This is a genomic window from Microvirga solisilvae (genome assembly GCF_022808595.1).
Taxonomy (GTDB): domain Bacteria; phylum Pseudomonadota; class Alphaproteobacteria; order Rhizobiales; family Beijerinckiaceae; genus Microvirga; species Microvirga solisilvae.
Window position 1 is genome coordinate 111,929 of the sequence record NZ_JAKUCN010000006.1, and the last position, 16,866, is coordinate 128,794.

17 protein-coding genes are annotated in these 16,866 nt (G+C 61.1%); 9 read left to right on the plus strand and 8 right to left on the minus strand.

Features of this window, described 5'->3' with window-relative positions:
* From MJ639_RS13240 to MJ639_RS13260, 5 genes are all read right to left on the minus strand, one after another.
* Window positions 1-1,146, minus strand: a complete 1,146-nt coding sequence (locus MJ639_RS13240) for an ABC transporter permease subunit (protein WP_243373520.1) — start codon at window positions 1,144-1,146, stop codon at window positions 1-3.
* 8 nt (window positions 1,147-1,154) lie between these two features.
* On the minus strand, window positions 1,155-2,075 hold the full coding sequence (locus MJ639_RS13245; protein WP_243373522.1) for an ABC transporter permease subunit: 921 nt from the start codon (window positions 2,073-2,075) through the stop codon (window positions 1,155-1,157).
* A gap of 85 nt (window positions 2,076-2,160) precedes the next feature.
* A complete protein-coding gene (locus MJ639_RS13250; protein WP_243373524.1) occupies window positions 2,161-3,756 on the minus strand; it encodes a peptide ABC transporter substrate-binding protein in 1,596 nt (531 codons plus the stop codon).
* Window positions 3,757-3,927: 171 nt separating this feature from the next.
* Window positions 3,928-4,362 (minus strand): GlcG/HbpS family heme-binding protein, encoded by a 435-nt coding sequence (locus MJ639_RS13255; RefSeq protein ID WP_243373526.1) that lies wholly within the window; start codon window positions 4,360-4,362, stop codon window positions 3,928-3,930.
* Window positions 4,363-4,420: 58 nt separating this feature from the next.
* On the minus strand, window positions 4,421-5,623 hold the full coding sequence (locus MJ639_RS13260) for a urate hydroxylase PuuD (RefSeq protein ID WP_243373528.1): 1,203 nt from the start codon (window positions 5,621-5,623) through the stop codon (window positions 4,421-4,423).
* A 195-nt stretch (window positions 5,624-5,818) separates the two neighbouring features.
* On the opposite strand from MJ639_RS13260, the gene uraH reads away from it, so the two are divergent.
* From uraH to MJ639_RS13290, 6 genes are all read left to right on the plus strand, one after another.
* A complete protein-coding gene (gene uraH / locus MJ639_RS13265) occupies window positions 5,819-6,172 on the plus strand; it encodes a hydroxyisourate hydrolase (protein ID WP_243373539.1) in 354 nt (117 codons plus the stop codon).
* Window positions 6,173-6,175: 3 nt separating this feature from the next.
* Complete coding sequence (gene puuE, locus MJ639_RS13270; RefSeq protein ID WP_243373541.1) at window positions 6,176-7,618, plus strand: allantoinase PuuE; 1,443 nt, start codon at window positions 6,176-6,178, stop codon at window positions 7,616-7,618.
* Window positions 7,619-7,691: 73 nt separating this feature from the next.
* Window positions 7,692-8,138 (plus strand): peptidoglycan-binding protein LysM, encoded by a 447-nt coding sequence (lysM, locus tag MJ639_RS13275; protein WP_243373543.1) that lies wholly within the window; start codon window positions 7,692-7,694, stop codon window positions 8,136-8,138.
* A 70-nt stretch (window positions 8,139-8,208) separates the two neighbouring features.
* Window positions 8,209-8,529: a rhodanese-like domain-containing protein gene (locus tag MJ639_RS13280; RefSeq protein ID WP_243373545.1), complete on the plus strand. Its 321-nt coding sequence runs from the start codon at window positions 8,209-8,211 to the stop codon at window positions 8,527-8,529.
* Between the two features lie 139 nt (window positions 8,530-8,668).
* Entirely contained in the window at window positions 8,669-9,103 is a 435-nt protein-coding gene (locus tag MJ639_RS13285; RefSeq protein ID WP_243373547.1) for a c-type cytochrome, read from the plus strand.
* Window positions 9,104-9,165: 62 nt separating this feature from the next.
* On the plus strand, window positions 9,166-10,116 hold the full coding sequence (locus tag MJ639_RS13290; protein ID WP_243373549.1) for a c-type cytochrome: 951 nt from the start codon (window positions 9,166-9,168) through the stop codon (window positions 10,114-10,116).
* 20 nt (window positions 10,117-10,136) lie between these two features.
* On the opposite strand, the gene MJ639_RS13295 is transcribed toward MJ639_RS13290, so the two are convergent.
* On the minus strand, window positions 10,137-10,754 hold the full coding sequence (locus MJ639_RS13295; RefSeq protein WP_243373557.1) for a helix-turn-helix domain-containing protein: 618 nt from the start codon (window positions 10,752-10,754) through the stop codon (window positions 10,137-10,139).
* Window positions 10,755-10,860: 106 nt separating this feature from the next.
* Window positions 10,861-11,793: a DMT family transporter gene (locus MJ639_RS13300; RefSeq protein WP_243373559.1), complete on the minus strand. Its 933-nt coding sequence runs from the start codon at window positions 11,791-11,793 to the stop codon at window positions 10,861-10,863.
* Window positions 11,794-12,005: 212 nt separating this feature from the next.
* Between MJ639_RS13300 and MJ639_RS13305 the strand changes: the two genes are divergently transcribed.
* The 3 genes from MJ639_RS13305 (at window position 12,006) to MJ639_RS13315 (ending at window position 15,801) form a co-directional block, all read left to right on the plus strand.
* Window positions 12,006-12,854, plus strand: a complete 849-nt coding sequence (locus MJ639_RS13305; protein ID WP_243373561.1) for a UDP-2,3-diacylglucosamine diphosphatase — start codon at window positions 12,006-12,008, stop codon at window positions 12,852-12,854.
* Entirely contained in the window at window positions 12,854-13,861 is a 1,008-nt protein-coding gene (locus tag MJ639_RS13310) for a glycosyltransferase family 4 protein (RefSeq protein WP_279306638.1), read from the plus strand. Before MJ639_RS13305 ends, MJ639_RS13310 begins: the two co-directional genes overlap by 1 nt.
* Before the next feature lie 731 nt (window positions 13,862-14,592).
* Window positions 14,593-15,801, plus strand: a complete 1,209-nt coding sequence (locus tag MJ639_RS13315; RefSeq protein ID WP_243373571.1) for an MFS transporter — start codon at window positions 14,593-14,595, stop codon at window positions 15,799-15,801.
* Here the strand turns inward: MJ639_RS13315 and dgcA are convergent.
* Window positions 15,771-16,754, minus strand: coding sequence for an N-acetyl-D-Glu racemase DgcA (gene dgcA, locus MJ639_RS13320; protein ID WP_243373573.1), 984 nt, complete (start codon window positions 16,752-16,754; stop codon window positions 15,771-15,773). The genes MJ639_RS13315 and dgcA overlap by 31 nt on opposite strands.
* Window positions 16,755-16,866 lie beyond the last annotated feature (112 nt).

Below are 16,866 nucleotides of genomic sequence, written 5' to 3' on the forward strand. Positions count from 1 at the left end.
TCATCGATCCTTCGGGTCGAGAGCATCGCGCAAGCCGTCGCCGATGAAGTTGAGGCAGAACAGGATCGCGACAAGCGTGATGGACGGATAGATCAGCATCCAGGTAGCGCCCTGGATGTTCTTGGCACCCTCGGAGATCAGAACGCCGAGGCTGGTATTGGGCTCCTGAACGCCGAGGCCAAGGAAGGAGAGGAAGCTCTCCAAAAGGATCACCTTCGGCACGAGCAGCGTCATGTAGACCACTACGGGCCCGAGCGTGTTCGGGATCACGTGGCGACGGATGATGCCTTTCGTTTCGACGCCGAGGGCTTCGGCCGCCTGCACGTATTCCTGGCGCTTGATGGACAGCGTCTGGCCACGCACGATGCGGGCCATGTCGAGCCATTCCACGGCACCCACCGCGATGAACATCAGGATGAAGTTGCGGCCGAAGAACACGACCAACATGATTACGAAGAAGATGAACGGCAGCGAGTAGAGAATATCCACGATGCGCATCATCACGAGATCGACGCGCCCGCCGAGATAGCCCGATGTCGCGCCGTAGATGACGCCGATGAGGATGGCGACGAAGGTGGCGAGAAGGCCAATGGCTAGTGAGATCTGGCCAGCCTTCATGGTGCGCGTGAGAAGATCGCGTCCGTTCGTGTCGGTGCCGAAGAAGAAGTAGTATTGCTTCACCGGCACGTCGACGACGAGCTTGCGGCCTTCGTCCTGACGCTCGAGCACCTTCGCCGTGCCGAAGAGGTCGGAGCGTTCGAAATAGGCGAGAAGCCGCTCGTCGACAGGGCGCGTGCTAGTGCTCACAAGCGTGAGATGCACGACGCCCTTATCGATGGAGATGTTCTCGGCCTTCGCACGAACGCGTGCACCGATACGCTCGAGATTGGGCTCGATCTGGTCGGCCTTGGGATAGGCCTCAATGCTCGCGGGCACCTTCACGTAATCGGGATAGACCCGGTCGAAAGGGTGTCCCGTAAGGAACGGTCCGAAGATGCAGGCGAGCGCAATCAGACCCAGCATGATGATGCTGGTGAGCGCGGCTCGGTTGCGGATGAGACGACCACGAGCCTCGGCCCAGAGGGAACGGCCGGTAACAACCGGACCGGTCGTGGCTTCGATCGGAAGAACAGCGCCTTCAGCCATGATCCACCTCAATCGTAACGGATGCGCGGATCGATAAGGGCGTAGAGAATATCGACCACGAGGTTGAAGAGCAGAACGAAGACGGCAACCACCACAACGGTGCCCATGACGAGCGTATAGTCGCGATTGAGAGCGCCTTCGACGAAGTAACGTCCGATACCGGGCAGACCGAAGATGGTCTCGACCACCACCGAGCCGGTGAGCAGCGCCGCAGCAGCCGGACCCAGATAGGAGACGACCGGCAATGCTGCGCCACGAAGCGCATGGACCACGATGACGCGCGTGGGCAGGCCGAGCGAACGCAGGGTGCGGATGTGATTGGAACGCAGGTTCTCGATCATGGCCGCGCGGGTCATGCGCGCCACCACCGCGATCTGCGGCAGGGCCAGCACGAGCACCGGCATGACGAGGTTGCGCAGATTGCCGTTGGCCCATCCGGCTACAGGCAGCCAGGCGAGGGCAAGGCCGAAGATGATCTGGAAGACAGGCGCTACGACGAAGTTTGGAATCGTCAGGCCGAGCGCGCCCATGCCAGTCACCATGTAATCGACGGCGCTGTTCTGGCGGAACGCGGCGATGGCGCCGAGCGTGCCACCGACGAGGATGGCGAAGGAGAGAGCCAGCGCGCCGAGTGTCATCGAGATCGGCAGGCCATGGGCGAAGAGCTCAGCAACCGAGAAGTCGCGCAGGATGAAGGAGGGGCCGAAATCGCCGCGCAGGACGGCGCCAAGATACAGCCAATATTGCTCGATGAGCGGCTTATCGAGCTGATAGATCTTATTGAGGTTCTCCATCACCTTCGCTTCGAGGGGGCGTTCCAGGTCGAACGGGCCACCGGGTGCGAGACGGATGAGGAAGAAGGAGATCGTGACGATGATGAACAACGTCGGGACGGCCGAAAGGAGTCGGCGCAAGATGAAGGAGAGCACGGCAAGCTCCTCCCGTTGAAACGCGATAACGGATAAAAGAATAGGGCGGCCTGAAGATCAGGCCGCCCCTTTCCGGCACTTTATTTTACTGCGTCTTCGAAAGGAAGCGCGTCGGATAGACGCCACGCGTGTTCAGCACGTAGCCCTGGATCTTCGGCGAGATCAGGTTGCTCTTGCCGTAGTACATGATCGGGATCCACGGCATGTCCTTCATCAGGATCGCCTCGGCCTGCTTGAAGAGATCGGCACGCTTCTTGAGGTCCAACTCCTTGGCGGCGTCGTCCAGCAGCTTGTCGAACTGCGGATTGTTGTACTTGCCGTAGTTGAAGCCCTTGTTGTCGCTCTTCACCAGGAACAGGAAGTTGTTCGGATCCGAGTAGTCGGCGATCCAGCCGTAGCGGGCCACGTCGAAGTCGCCGCCGTCACGCAGGTGAGCGAAGTGCGTCTTGCCGTCCGTGTTGATGAAGGAAGTCTCGATGCCGGCCTGCTTCCACTGCTCGGCGACAGCGATCACCGAGTTACGGTTATTGTCCGTGGTGTTGTAACGGATCTCAACTTTCAGCGGCTTGCCGGGGCCGAAGCCAGCTTCCGTGAGAAGCTTCTTGGCGGCTTCCTCGCGGTCGATCGGGGACTGATCCTTGTAGGTCATGTAAGCGGGCTCGCCGTAATTGCCGAGGCCCGGGGGCATGAAGGAATAGGCGGGCTGCATGGTCTGGCCCCAAATCTGCTCGGCGATGAACTCGCGGTCGATCAGCATGGAGAGAGCCTGACGCACCTTCACGTCGTTGAAGGGAGCCTTGGAGGAGTTCACGACCAGGAACCAGGAACCGAGATACGGGCCGAGCTTGACCTGCTCCTTGAAGCGCTCTTTCAGAGACTTCGTCTGGTCGGCCGGAAGCTCGTCCATGCTGTCGAGTTCGCCAGCCTCATAGCGGCGCACGGCGGCGGCGAGGTCGGGGTGCGGGATGAAGTTGACCACGTCGATCTTGACGTTCTTGGCATCCCAGTAGTTTTCGTTCTTCACGAGCTTGATGTGCGAGTTCGGGGCGAACTCGGCGAGCTTGTAGGCGCCGTTCGACACCATGTTGCCCGGCTTCACGAAGTCCTTGCCGAACTTCTCGACGGAGCCCTTGTGGACCGGCTGGCTGGTTTGGTGGGTCAGCAGCTCGATGAAGTAGGGGGTCGCGGCCTCAAGGGTGATCTCGACGGTCTTGGCGTCGACTGCCTTCACGCCCAGCTCTTCAGGCTTGCCCTGGCCCTTGTTTATCTTCTCGGCATTCTTGATCGGGTACAGGATGTTCGCGTATTTCGCGCCGGTCGCCGGATCCATGATGCGGCGGTAGGAATAGACGAAGTCTTCGGCGGTGATCGGGTCGCCGTTCGACCACTTCAGGCCATTGCGCAGCGTAAAGCGGTAGGTCTTGCCATCGTCAGACACTTCCCACTTCTCGGCCTGGCCAGGAATGGCTTCGCCCTTGGCGTTATAGGCCACGAGACCTTCAAGAAGGTCGCGCAGGATGTGAGCTTCCTGCACGGTCGAGGTCTTGTGGGTGTCGAGGGTCTCCGGTTCGCCGGTGTTGCCGCGGTTGTAAACCACCTGCGCGAAGGCGGGGTTCAGGGCGCCCATAAGGGCGGTGGTGGCGACGGCAGCAAGAGCCGTGCGTTTGATCCAAGATGACATCGGACGCGTTCCCTTTCTGATTTTCTCAGGGTTTTTAGTAATGTCTCGGTCAAGGCCGATACGGCAGTAACCTTGTCCCATTTGTTGAACAATCAACTGTTCATGTCCAGTGCTATCCCTGTAACAACCTCGAAACCCAGGGTTGGCAAGGGGCTGGCATGTGGAGAATTGTCACGCTCCCGCGTCGAAAACGAGCCCGGCGGCCTCGATTCCGGCTGCAGCGGCGATCTCGTCATTGTCCGATGTATCACCGGAGACGCCTACCGACCCCAAAATCTGGCCTGCTGCGTCCTTGATCAGCACGCCCCCGGGCACCGGAACGAGCTGTCCGCCCACCGCGTGGGTGGCCGCGGCCACGAAATAAGGCCGGTCGGTCGCCATTTTGTGAAGAGCCCGGGAGCCCACACCAAGGGCCAGCGCGCCATAGGCCTTGCCCATGGCAATCTCCGCCCGTTTGAGGCTCGTGCCATCTTCCGCGAGCAGGGCCTTCAGCGAGCCGCGTGCATCATAGACAACCACCGCGAGCGGCTTGAAAGCCTTTTCGCGTGCGCTCTTGAGGGTTGATTCCGCAATGGTCTGAGCGGTCTTCAGGGTGAGTTCGGGCATGGGCGATCCTCCATGGATTGTTCTTGGTGCTTGAATGCACGCTTCTCTGCTGCGCGGTTTAGCGCGTTGCGAGCCAAGTCGCCACGGCCTTGCGCTCGTCCAGGGTCATCTCGGTGATGTTGTTGGGCGGCATGGCATGGGTCAGAACGGCTTGGATGCGGATGATCTCCGCATGGCGGGCGATCTCCTCCGGCGTGTCGAGCCGCACGCCTTTGGGCGCAATCGTAATACCATCCCAGACAGGCTCTGCCGCATGGCACATGGAGCAGCGGGACTGGATAGCGAGGGCCGCCTCCTCGAAGGCCGCAGCCGGTGCAGCCGTTGCTGAGGCGTCCGCCATGTTGGCGTTGCCGGGCTTGCCGATGATCGAGAGCCAGATTGCCAGGACAATAGCAGCCGCCGCCAAGCCCCAGGTCCACCAGGGCGAACCCTTGCCGGCATGCTGGGAGTTGAAGAAATGCCGGATGATGGCGCCTGCGATGAGGATGCAGGCAATGATCCCCACCGCATAACGTGAAGACCACGCCAACGGATAATGGTTGGAGAGCATCAGGAAGATGACGGGCAGGGTGAGGTAATTGTTGTGCGTCGAGCGCAGCTTCGCCTCTTTCCCAAGTTTCGGATCGGGGGAGCCGCCGGCAAGCAGGGTGGCCACAACCTTCTTCTGGTTCGGGATGATGATGAAGAACACGCTTGCGGACATCCAGGTTGCGATCATCGCGCCCGTATGGAGAAAGGCCGCGCGTCCGTTGAAAACCTGCGTGAAGCCGTAAGCCGCGAGAAGAATATAGGCGAAGAGCGCGATGCCGAGCGCAAGGCCGCTCTTGCCGAGAGGAGAGCGGCAGAGGCCCTCATAGACGAACCAGCTCACCACGAGGGCAGCGATCCCGATAGCCGGCGCCTGCCACGGAGCGAGCGCGCGCACGGCTGGGTCAATGGTGTAGAGGTCGGCATGCAGGTAATAGACCCAGACAATCAGGAAGAAGCCGCTGATCCAGGTTGAATAGCTCTCCCATTTGAACCAAGTGAGCTCCTTCGGCAGCTCGGGCGGCGCAACGAGATACTTGCGCATATTGTAGAACCCGCCGCCATGAACCTGCCAGGCCTCGCCTCCGACGCCCTCGGGCAAGCCCTCCCGCTTCTTCAGGCTCAAGTCCAGATGGATGAAATAGAAGGAGGAACCGATCCAGGCGATTGCCGTGATCACGTGGATCCAACGCAGGATCTGGCTGATCCATTCGGAGATTTGCGGGTCGATCATGCAGCCACTGTGAAGATGAAGGAAGGCTTAGCCTAGGGCGGCCTCGGCAATTCCGAAAGGCCTGGCCGAGGCCTTTTTCAACAAGAACAGGCGGGCCGAGCCCCGGTTCTTTCCGAACTATCGGGGAGGGAGCGCTTGACGTCTGGGCGCCGCGCCCGAAACATTCCCGGATCGCCTTCATGCACGCGAGGTTTCATGGGCCGCCTTTCCACCCACGTTTTGGACAATGCTAATGGCAAGCCCGCCAGGGGCATTGCCATCGAGCTTTTCGCCATTGAGGGCGAGGGCCGCCGCTCCGTCCTGCGCACCATCACGAATGCGGATGGGCGCACGGATGCACCTTTGATGATCGGCGAGGCCTTTCGAACAGGCACTTACGAATTGGTTTTTGATGTCGGTTCCTATTTCAAAGCGCTCGTGGTGCCCACGGCCGATCCACCGTTTCTGGATATCGTTCCCATTCGCTTCACCATCGCCGAGCCCGATGGTCATTATCACGTGCCGCTCCTCGTGACGCCCTGGAGCTATTCCACCTATCGAGGAAGCTGACCCATGCCCGAGACCACCTATCCCCGCGATCTCATCGGCTACGGGCGAAATCCGCCGCATCCGCGTTGGCCTGACAATGCGCGAATTTGTGTGCAGTTTGTCATCAATTACGAGGAGGGCGGCGAGAACAGCATCCTTCACGGCGACCGTGCATCGGAAGCGTTCCTTTCCGAGATCGTAGGCGCGCAGCCCTGGCTCGGCCAGCGCCACATGAGCATGGAGTCGATTTACGAATACGGCTCACGTGCCGGTTTCTGGCGCCTGTGGCGCATGTTCACCGAGCGCAGGATGCCCGTGACCGTTTACGGCGTCGCGACAGCTCTCATGCGCAACCCGGAAGCGGTGGCCGCGATGAAGGAAGCCGATTGGGAAATCGCGTGTCATGGTCTCAAATGGATCGATTATCGCGACTTCTCCGCTGATGAAGAGCGGGCGCATATGAAGGAGGCAATCCGCATCCACACGGAGGTCACGGGCGAACGCCCGCTCGGTTGGTATACGGGCCGCACGTCGGAGCATACGAACCGCCTTGTGGCAGAGGAGGGCGGTTTTCTCTACAGCGCCGATTCCTATGCGGACGAACTACCCTACTGGGAGCAGCATGGGGACCGTCAGCAGCTTATCGTGCCCTATACGCTCGACGCTAACGATATGCGCTTTGCAACGCCGCAGGGTTTCAACGCAGGGGATCAGTTTTTTACCTATCTCAAGGACACGTTCGATACGCTTTATGCAGAGGGCGAGACTGCGCCGAAGATGATGTCAGTCGGTCTGCACTGCCGTCTCGTCGGGCGCCCGGGACGTGCTGCCGCGCTTGCGCGCTTTCTCGATTATGTGGCATCCCATGACGATGTGTGGATCGCCCGGCGCGTCGACATCGCGCGACTTTGGATCCGCTATCATCGCTCGGCGGCTCTGAAGCCGAGCACGATGAGCAAGGCTGTCTTTACAGAATTATTCGGCGACATTTTCGAACACTCTCCTTGGATCGCGGAGCGTGCTTACGATGCGGGGTTCACGTCGGCACAGGATACGGCGGAAGGGCTTCATGCCGCCATGGTGCATGTGCTCTCCGAGGCTATCCGGGAGCAGAAGCTCGCATTGATCCGCGCACATCCCGATCTCGCCGGGCGCCTGAAACTTGCCGATCTCACATCGGATTCCCGCAACGAGCAATCCTCCGCCGGTCTCGACAGTCTCACGGAGGGCGAGCGTGATCGCTTCATCGCGCTGAACGACGCCTATAAGCAGAAGTTCGGCTTTCCGTTCATCATGGCGGTGAAGGGGCGCACGAAGGATGAGATCATGACGGCGTTCGAGCAGCGGCTGGACCACGATGCCGAGACAGAGTTCGATACGGCCGTCGTACAGATCGAGCTGATTGCTCTCTTGCGCCTCAAGGACCGGCTGCCATCGTTGGCGGATGTGTTCTCGAGCTTGGCCTGAACGGAACTCTTAACCTGGGCCGTGCGTCTTCACTCTGCTTGGCCGCTGGCGGTCGATGCGAGAGGAGATGCACATGGGTCTGTTCAAATTCATCAAGGAGGCCGGCGCCAAAATTTTCGGCGGCAGCGCCGCCGCTGCGACGCCGGAGAAGCTTCAGCAGGAAGTCCAGGGACATGGTTTCGATGCGAGTAAGCTCGGGATCCAGGTCGAAGGCGACAAGGTGAAGCTCTCGGGCCAGGCGATGACCCAGGAGGAAGCCGAAAAGATCATTCTATCCTTGGGCAATACCTATGGCGTCGCGGAGGTCGATACGAGCGGGCTTCAGGTCCAGCAGCCTTCTGCGCCAGCCACCATGTACACCGTTCAGAAGGGCGATACGCTCTGGGAGATTGCCGAAAAGCATTACGGCAAGGGCAAAGGCGCAAAGTATACCGAGATCGTCAAGGCGAACTCCCCACCGGTAAAGGACCCCGACATGATCCAGCCCGGTTGGGTGTTGCGGATTCCGCCGCTCGGGTGAAATGCCTCGATTGTCATCCTCCCTGCAAAGCCGATATGAGTGAGGCTCTGCAGGGAGAACTGTTTTTCACATGAACTCATCCATGCCAAAGGTGGTCGATCTCGACCGTGAGGACATCAAGAAGGGTCTCCAGGAAGGCTCGATCCTTCTGGTTGATGTCCGGGAGCCCCACGAATATGCCGCCGGGCACATTCCAGGTGCCGTTCTGCATCCGCTTTCCACTTTCGACCCGGAATCCCTGCCGCAAGGAAAGCGCATCGTGTTCTCCTGCCAGGCGGGTGTTCGTTCCGTCCGAGCCCTTAAGTTCGCTCAAGCAGCGGGACTCGATATCCATGAACATTACAAGGGCGGGTTCAAGGATTGGGCACTGGCAGGTGAGCCGGTGGAATAAGCGCAGGGATAAGCTCACTTGCTCACGTAGATTTGTTCTAAAGTACAGTGCGCATTTTCAAGGAGATATGCCCTAATGCCCGTCCAGCGGGGCCGATACGGCGAAGCCGTTCACCGCACGGTAAAATGGGGAAAACTCTATGAAGCGTACGATTTTGCTCGCCAGCCTTCTGACGCTGGGCGTCACCGCAGCTATTGCGCAAGGCGATGTGGTCGAGCAGCGCCAGAACCTGATGAAGCAGATGGGCGCCCAGACGCGACCGATCGGCGGCATGCTGCGTGGGCAGGAGCCGTTCGATCTCGCCAAGGTTCAGGCCGGTCTCAAGGTCTTCGCCGACAATTCGGAGAAGGCGGCCTCGCTCTTCCCTGAGAACTCGAAAGATGCGCCCAAGACCGAAGCTCTTCCAAGCATCTGGGAGAACAAGACGAAGTTCGAAGGGATCCTGACCAAGTTCAACCAGGATGCGAAGACCGCGATGGCGTCCATCAAGGACGAGGCGACTTTCAAAACCGAGATGCCGAAGGTCATGCAGAATTGCGGTGCCTGCCACAACGACTTCCGCAAGAAGAGCTAAGACGATTTTGAATGATCGAGCGGGCGGCTTTCATAGCCGCCCGATTCATGTTGGGAAGGGCAATGCGTAAGACAATTGTTGGCTTAGGTCTTCTGGTGCTGGTCGGCGTGCTGGGTTTCTTCGCGCTCACATCGCCCTCAGTTTATCGTCTGCTTCGAGGCGATCCATCGACGGATTTCTCTACCCCGATGAGCTTCGGCCGAGCACCCGATGTGGAGCGAGGGCGCGTCATGTTCTTCGCGGGGGGCTGTACCTCTTGTCATTCCACGCCCAACCAGGACGACAAACTCCGTCTCGGCGGAGGCTATGCCCTAAAGTCGCCGTTCGGCACATTCCATGTTCCCAACATCTCGCCGCACAAGCAGGATGGCATCGGCTCCTGGGGTGTCGTCGATTTCATCCGCGCCATGCAGGAGGGAGCATCCCCCGATGGGCGGCACTATTACCCGGCCTTTCCCTATACATCCTATCAGCGCATGAGCCGTGAGGATCTGGCGGATATGTTCGCCTTCTTGCAGACGCTCCCCGCCGTCGAAGGTAAGGCGCCCGATCACGAACTGCCGTTCCCGTTCAACATCCGGCGCGGCGTGGGGTTATGGAAGCTTGCTTTTCTCGACGGAAAAGCCTTTACGCCCGATCCATCCAAGTCTGAGAGCTGGAACCGGGGCGCTTATCTCGTGAATGGTCCTGGGCATTGCGTGGAGTGCCACAGCGAGCGCAACTTCGTGGGTGCGATCATCGAAGATCGGCGATTTGCCGGCGGTCCCGATCCGGAGGGCAGGGGTACGGTGCCCAACATCACGCCCGACCCGAGCGGCATCGGCGGCTGGACAGAAGCTGATCTCGTGACCTTGCTCACGACGGGTGAGACGCCGAATTTCGATACGGTCGGCGGGCCGATGGGTTCGGTGGTGCGCAACACGGCGCAATTGCCGGAGAGCGATCGCAAGGCGATCGCGGAATACCTGCTCTCCTTACCGCCCAAGGAAGGCTACAAGGCTCCGAAATCTTGAGAGGGTTGAGGCCTTAAGCCTCAATCCATCACGGCGGCCTTGAGGATGCAGACCATGGTGGCGCGGCCGGACGTGTCGCCAATGCAGCGCACGGAATGGGGACGGTCGCAGCGATAACGCAGGGATTCGCCTGCCTTGGCCTGCTGGGTCACGCCGCCGACCTCGACCTCGAACTCCCCTTCGAGCACCGAGAGGCATTCCACCGAACCGCGCTGATGGCTGTCGGAATCGAGCACGCCGCCGGGTTCCGACTGCACGTCGTACCATTGCAGCCACTCGACGGTTTTGATCCAGCCGATGATGGCAAGGCGCATCTTGCCGTCGTCTGAGACGAGGATCGGCGTATCGGCCTTCGAGGACTTCTCGATGAAGGGCTCTTCGTCGGCTGAGGCCAGCACGCCCTCGATGGAGACGTCGAGGGCCTGGCTGAGACGCCAGATGGTGGCAAGCGTCGGGTTGGTCTCGTTGCGCTCGATCTGGCTGATGATGGACTTGGCCACGCCCGATTGCTCGGCGAGCTCCGACAGGGAGAGGTTATAGGCCTTGCGCAGGCGCTGGATCGTCTTGCCCATATTGCCGGACAAGACTTGTGCTCCTGTTTCCAGGTCCCGGTGCCGCTCTTTGCCTTCGACGCCCATCACGCTGCCTCTGTTCTGAAAAACCGTACGCTCGTTCCTTTAAACGGTTGTGGGATAAGAGGCCGGGCGGGTCAAGGCCGGAGAGGCCGCAGGGGGAGTTTTCCCGTCAGGCCCCTGGCTTTGGGGCCGCGACTTTCAGTTCGCGGGAGCGTTCCAGGCCTAGGCGGCGCTCTCGCCAGACGATGAAGAGGCCGGTCGCGGCCACGATGGCAGCTCCGATCAGGATCGTAGGGGTCGGAAGGTCCCCGAACATGACCCAGCCGAACAGGAGCGCCCAGACCATCGTGGTGTATTCGAAGGGTGCGATCACGGAGGTGTCCGCATAGCGGTAGCACTCCGTCAGCAGGATCTGGCCGACCCCTCCCAGGATGCCGCCGAGGATGAAGAGGGCGAGATCCTGTGCGTCCGGCATGCGCCAGCCGAAGATGATGGTGCAGAACGACAGCGCCGAGGCGAGGACGAAGAAATAGAAGACGATGGCGCCGGTCTTTTCCGTTCCGGTCAGCCGCCGCACCTGGATCTGTGCGCCCGCCGAGGAGACGGCACCCAGAAGGGCGCAGCTCGCGCCGAGGGCGGGTCCTGCCAGCAATCCGCCCGTGAAAGTCTCCGGCGTGAGGTAGGGCGACAGCATGATGATGACGCCGATAAAACCAAGGGCGACAGCGGTCCAGCGATAGGCGCGCACGCGTTCCTTGAGGACGAGGGCCGCGAGCACCACGACCATCAGCGGCGAGGCGTAGCCGATGGCGATTGCATCATGAAGGGGCAGGTAGGAGAGGGCGGCAAAGCCCAACGTCATGCCGCCGGTTCCGAGAAAGCCGCGCTTGAAATGTCCAACCACGTTCTTCGTGCGCAGGCCGTTGATCAGGTCGCCTTTCCAGCCGAGCCACAGCCAGAGCGGCAGAATGGCGAAGAATGAGCGGAAGAACACCACTTCCCCGGTCGGGTAGCGATCCATCAGGGTCTTGAGGACAGCCGACATCACCGTGAAGATGAGAGCCGACAGGACTTTGAGGGAGATCCCCAGAACAGGTTTCACAGGAGAGATTTCACAACGGCGAGTCACTTAAGCGAAGGAACCGCACAAGAACACGCCACGCCTGCTTCGTGAAGTGATTATTGCTCCCGCGTCCCTGCGCTGTGTGCATGGAACTCCGACCTGCTGTCACAAAAACGCAACCGGAACGTCACGCGGGCGAGACGCGAATCCTGTCTGGCTGGGCGCGAGAACTTGCAACAAGAGGGCGCCGCATGCCGAGGGATGTGGATACGATCCGTGTGCGCACGATGTTCCTGTCTGATCTTCATCTGGGCACAAAGGGGTGCCAGGCGGGAGCGCTTCTGGACTTTCTCAAGCTCTACGATGCCGAGACCATTTATCTCGTCGGCGATATCGTCGACGGATGGCGGCTGAAATCCGGCTGGTACTGGCCGCAGAGCCATAACGACGTGGTGCAGAAGCTCCTGCGCAAGGTGAGAAAGGGCTCGTCGCTCATCTACGTCCCCGGCAATCACGACGAGTTCCTGCGCGATTACGTGGGCATCAGTCTCGGCGGCATCGAACTCGCCGAGCATGCCATTCACGAGACGGCTGACGGCAAGCGTTATCTCGTGATCCATGGCGATCAGTTCGATCTGGTGGTGCGCCATGCCCGCTGGCTCGCGCTCTTAGGCGATGGAGCCTACACGACAGCTCTCTTCGTCAACACCTATCTCAACATCATCCGCCGAAAGCTCGGTCTGACCTATTGGTCCTTGTCCGCCTGGGCGAAGCTGAAGGTGAAGAATGCGGTGAACTTCATCAGCAAGTTCGAGGAGTTGCTCGCCTCGGAGGCCAAGCGGCAGGAGGTGGACGGCGTGATCTGCGGGCACATCCATCACGCCGCCATGCACGAGAATTTCGGTGTCTCTTACGTGAATACAGGCGACTGGGTGGAATCCTGCACCGTCGTCGTGGAGCATTGGGACGGCAAGCTCGAACTGATCCGTTGGACGGAGGAGAGCAGCAGGAGCCTGCCTGCTCCAAGCCTCGAGATCGCGCCTTCCGAAATCATGATGCCGGTGGAAAAGCCCGTCATTCTCAATGAAAAGGCTGCATGATGCGCGTGATGATCGTCACCGATGCCTGGAGGCCGCAGGTCAACGGCGTCGTGCGCTCGCTGGAATACATGGCGGAGCAGGCTCCTGCCTTCGGTGCGGAGATCGTGTTTCTCACGCCGGAGCGCTTCCGCTCTTTTCCGATGCCCACCTATCCGGAAATCCGCCTGTCGCTGACGCGGCCCGATATCGTCGGACGCATGATCGCACAAGCGCAGCCCGATCACGTGCATATCGCGACAGAAGGGCCGCTTGGTTTTTCCGCGCGGTTGGCCTGCCGGCAGCAGGGGCGTGTCTTCACCACGAGCTATCATACGCGCTTCCCGGAATATCTCTCCGCGCGCCTGCCGGTTCCGGAGAGATTGTCCTACGGCGTCCTGCGCTGGTTTCACCGCGAGGCGAAGGCCATGATGGTCTCGACGCCCTCGCTTGAGCGTGAGTTGAGCGGGCGCGGCTTCAAAAACATCGTGCGCTGGACGCGCGGCGTGGACACCGTGCTGTTCCGTCCGCGCCATGAACGCGTGCTCGATTGCAAGGGACCGGTCTTTCTCTATGTGGGCCGCGTTGCGGTGGAGAAGAATCTCTCGGCCTTTCTCTCCCTTGATCTGCCCGGCACGAAAGTGATCGTGGGCGACGGTCCCGCGCGTCAGGATCTCGAGCGTCAATACAGCGAAGCGCGTTTTCTCGGGGCGCTCACAGGCGATGATCTCGCGCGGATTTATTCTTCAGCCAATGTCTTCGTGTTTCCGAGCCTCACCGATACTTTCGGCATTGTGCTGCTCGAAGCCTTGGCGTCGGGCCTACCCATCGCAGCTTTTCCGGTGACAGGACCCGTCGATGTGATCGGTGCGTCGGGCTGCGGTGTCGTCGACGAGGATCTGCGGAAGGCGGCTCTCGAAGCGTTGGAGATTCCGCGGGATCGTTGCAGAGCCTATGGCGAGACCTTCACGTGGCGTGAGAGCGCACGGCAATTCTTCTCGAATATTCAGGCAGCGCATACGAGAGCCTGATTGAATGCAGGTTATGATCCGGCACGCTGCTGTTTGTGAGATGTCAAAGAGCGAGCGGGAATGGCCTCGCGAGCGTGTGGCTCCGAGGTATGGGGTGAGGGAGGCGCGAGAGGCCGTCCGGTTCGCTATGGAATGTGAGAAGAACCTGACGGCTCCTCGCGCACGGTTCTTTTAGGCGTTCATCGTGTCTTTCAACGATGGGCCTCCCGGCCCGGCTTGCGAGACCGAACCGGGACCGTTCCCGGCTCCATCGATCACGACGCCTCGCGAGCGCGCCCCTCATCGAGCCAGGACATCCCCAATATGGCCCAGCTTAGGACCAAAGTCAAGAACAAAAGCGGAACATCATGCACAGGGCGTCATCCCGGACGGCGTCAGCCGAGCCGGGATCGCGAGAAGGATGAGGCGCCACTTCACCTCTCCCCGGTGGGGAGAGGTCGAGCGCAGCGAGGGTGAGGGGGCGAGACCTCTCCGGAAAGACCTGTAACCCCTCACCCGGACCTGACGGTCCGACCTCTCCCTCAGGGAGAGGTGATGATCCCGCGCTATTCTCGTCTCGCGATCCCGGGTTCTGCTGCGCAGCCCCGGGAGGACGCCAGTCGTCTTCCGTCATGGCCGGACTTGACTCGGCCTTGCACGCCCATCGCCGCATGCCTGCTCGTCAACATAACTATGCGGATCAACTCTTGGCTGTCGCGGCATCATGTCTTTAATGGACATCTTCGCCGCTCATGCTGATTCCGAAAGCTCAATCCTTGATCTCCCCCACCAGAGCCCTCGAAATCCGTCTGGGCGCCTTGCAGGCGGCGAGCTTCGTGAGCCATGGCGTTTATCTGCCGTTCTTTCCGCTCTGGCTCCAAAGCAAGGGGCTGTCGTCCACCATCATCGGCTTCGTGGTCGCGATCCCGATCATCGTGCGCATCATCGCCACGGCGCCCCTGTTGAGCCTTGCCGACCGTTCCTTCGGCGCGAGGCGGCTTTTGCTGGCGAGCCATATGGGGCAGATGCTGTGCTTCCCGCTGCTCATGCTGACGGATCACAGCGTCACGATCATCGCGCTCGTGGCCCTTGTGGCCTTCGCGCAGGCCGCCATCATTCCTGGCAACGATCTCGTCTCCACCAATGCGGTGCAGCGTCATCCGGGCCTGAATTACGGGCGTATTCGCGGCAGCGGGTCGGTGGCGTTCTTCATCACCAACATTCTTGCCGGCTATCTCGTCGGGGCCTTCGGGCCGAGCGCGGTGGTCGTGGCGCTCACGCTCATCCCGATCCTCGGAATTTCAGCGACGCTCACCGTCGTTCCTGATGAGGTGCCGGACCATCCGGCGAAATCCGAGAGCAGTGCGAAGCCCGCGTCACCGGCCCTGCCGAAAGTGTTGTGGCTTCTGTTGATCGCGGGCGCGGTCACTCAAGGCAGTCATGGCGCGCTCAATGCCTTCGCCAGCATTCACTGGCGCTCGCTGGGGTTCTCCGATTCCGCCATCGGCTATTTCTGGGCGGCGGGCGTGATCGCCGAGATCATGGTGTTCATCTTCCTTGGTCGTGCGGTGGGGCGCGGTTCAGGCGTCGGGCTGATCCTGCTGGGCTCGGCTGCGGCGATGATCCGCTTCATCGGCATGTCCCTCGATCCGGGGATAGAGGTGACCTTCGTTCTCCAGACCCTGCACAGTCTTTCCTTCGCCGCGACCCATATCGGCACCATGGCGGCGCTGACCCAGCTCGCGCCGATGCAGGCGAGGGGCCGCGCGCAAGGGATCTACGGCTCGCTGGCGGCCCTGACGACGGCGGTTTCCACCATCGGCAGCGGTCTGATCTATGAGAAGGTCGGCCCGCTCGTCTTCGCGGCGATGGCGCCCTTGGGCGCCATCGGTTTCGTCCTCATGGTGATCGTGGTCGGAAAGCTGAAGGCTCAGCCCCAGAGCGCGGGCTCGGGCGGATAGACCAGGCTGCCCTCGTATGTCAGGCCGGGCTCGCGATCTTTGGCGAGAAGCAGTGGGCCGTCGAGATCCACGAAACGGCAGCGGGGCGCGATCACCATGGCGGGAGCCATGGCAAGCGACGTGCCCACCATGCAGCCGATCATGAGTGGGAAGCCGAGGGCTTCCGCAGCATCGGCCAACGCCAGGGCCTCGGTGAGGCCGCCCGTCTTGTCGAGCTTGATGTTCACTACATCGTAGAGGCCGACCAGCCGCTGCAGGCTCGCGCGGTCATGGACGCTCTCGTCGGCCATGATAGGTACCGGGCGCGCGATCTTGGCGAGGAAGCCGTCCGCCTTGGCGGGGAGGGGCTGTTCCACGAGGGCGTAGCCGGCCTCGGCGCAGGCTGCGAGATGCGCTTCGATATTCGCATCCGTCCAGCCCTCGTTGGCGTCGGCAATGAGCGTTGCATCCGGCACGGCTTTGCGCACGGCCTTGATACGCTCGATATCGCCGTCGGGAGCACCGAACTTCACCTTCAGGATCGGCCGGTGGGCCGCCTTGGCGGCTGCTTCCGCCATGCCTTCGGGCGTGTCGAGGCTGATCGTGTAGGCGGTGGTCACGGGCGGCCAGCGGGTCAGCCCCGCCGTCACATGGGCGCGGATGCCTGAGCGCTTGGCGTCCAGATCCCAGAGGGCGCAATCGACCGCGTTGCGAGCCGCACCTGCGGGCAGGAGAGCTTGAAGAACCTCACGGGTCAGCCCGGCTTCGATCTGCGGGCGGATGGCCTCGATGGCCTCCGCCACGCCTTCCACCGTCTCGCCGTAGCGGGGATAGGGCACGCATTCCCCATGTCCCACGGCTGCGCCCTCGGTAATGGTGGCCGTCACCACCACGGCCTCCGTGCGCGAACCCCGCGCGATTGTGAACTTGCCCGCGATGGGGAAACGGTCGATGGAAACGGTGAGCTGACGCATTCTCTTCTTCTCTTTAGAACTTCATCTCGACTTGTGGCGCAGCTACACGCTATCACCAAACGGAATCAATCCCGGAAGGATCATCGTGGCGCAGGGCACCCTGGCTCAAGAG

Excerpts from the sequence above, each read along its gene's own strand:
- MJ639_RS13240 (WP_243373520.1), bottom strand. The coding sequence starts at position 1,146 with ATGGCTGAAGGCGCTGTTCTTCCGATCGAAGCCACGACCGGTCCGGTT.
- MJ639_RS13250 (WP_243373524.1), bottom strand. The coding sequence starts at position 3,756 with ATGTCATCTTGGATCAAACGCACGGCTCTTGCTGCCGTCGCCACCACC.
- MJ639_RS13255 (WP_243373526.1), bottom strand. The coding sequence starts at position 4,362 with ATGCCCGAACTCACCCTGAAGACCGCTCAGACCATTGCGGAATCAACC.
- MJ639_RS13260 (WP_243373528.1), bottom strand. The coding sequence starts at position 5,623 with ATGATCGACCCGCAAATCTCCGAATGGATCAGCCAGATCCTGCGTTGG.
- uraH (WP_243373539.1), top strand. The coding sequence starts at position 5,819 with ATGGGCCGCCTTTCCACCCACGTTTTGGACAATGCTAATGGCAAGCCC.
- puuE (WP_243373541.1), top strand. The coding sequence starts at position 6,176 with ATGCCCGAGACCACCTATCCCCGCGATCTCATCGGCTACGGGCGAAAT.
- lysM (WP_243373543.1), top strand. The coding sequence starts at position 7,692 with ATGGGTCTGTTCAAATTCATCAAGGAGGCCGGCGCCAAAATTTTCGGC.
- MJ639_RS13280 (WP_243373545.1), top strand. The coding sequence starts at position 8,209 with ATGAACTCATCCATGCCAAAGGTGGTCGATCTCGACCGTGAGGACATC.
- MJ639_RS13285 (WP_243373547.1), top strand. The coding sequence starts at position 8,669 with ATGAAGCGTACGATTTTGCTCGCCAGCCTTCTGACGCTGGGCGTCACC.
- MJ639_RS13290 (WP_243373549.1), top strand. The coding sequence starts at position 9,166 with ATGCGTAAGACAATTGTTGGCTTAGGTCTTCTGGTGCTGGTCGGCGTG.
- MJ639_RS13295 (WP_243373557.1), bottom strand. The coding sequence starts at position 10,754 with ATGGGCGTCGAAGGCAAAGAGCGGCACCGGGACCTGGAAACAGGAGCA.
- MJ639_RS13305 (WP_243373561.1), top strand. The coding sequence starts at position 12,006 with ATGCCGAGGGATGTGGATACGATCCGTGTGCGCACGATGTTCCTGTCT.
- MJ639_RS13310 (WP_279306638.1), top strand. The coding sequence starts at position 12,854 with ATGCGCGTGATGATCGTCACCGATGCCTGGAGGCCGCAGGTCAACGGC.
- MJ639_RS13315 (WP_243373571.1), top strand. The coding sequence starts at position 14,593 with ATGCTGATTCCGAAAGCTCAATCCTTGATCTCCCCCACCAGAGCCCTC.
- dgcA (WP_243373573.1), bottom strand. The coding sequence starts at position 16,754 with ATGCGTCAGCTCACCGTTTCCATCGACCGTTTCCCCATCGCGGGCAAG.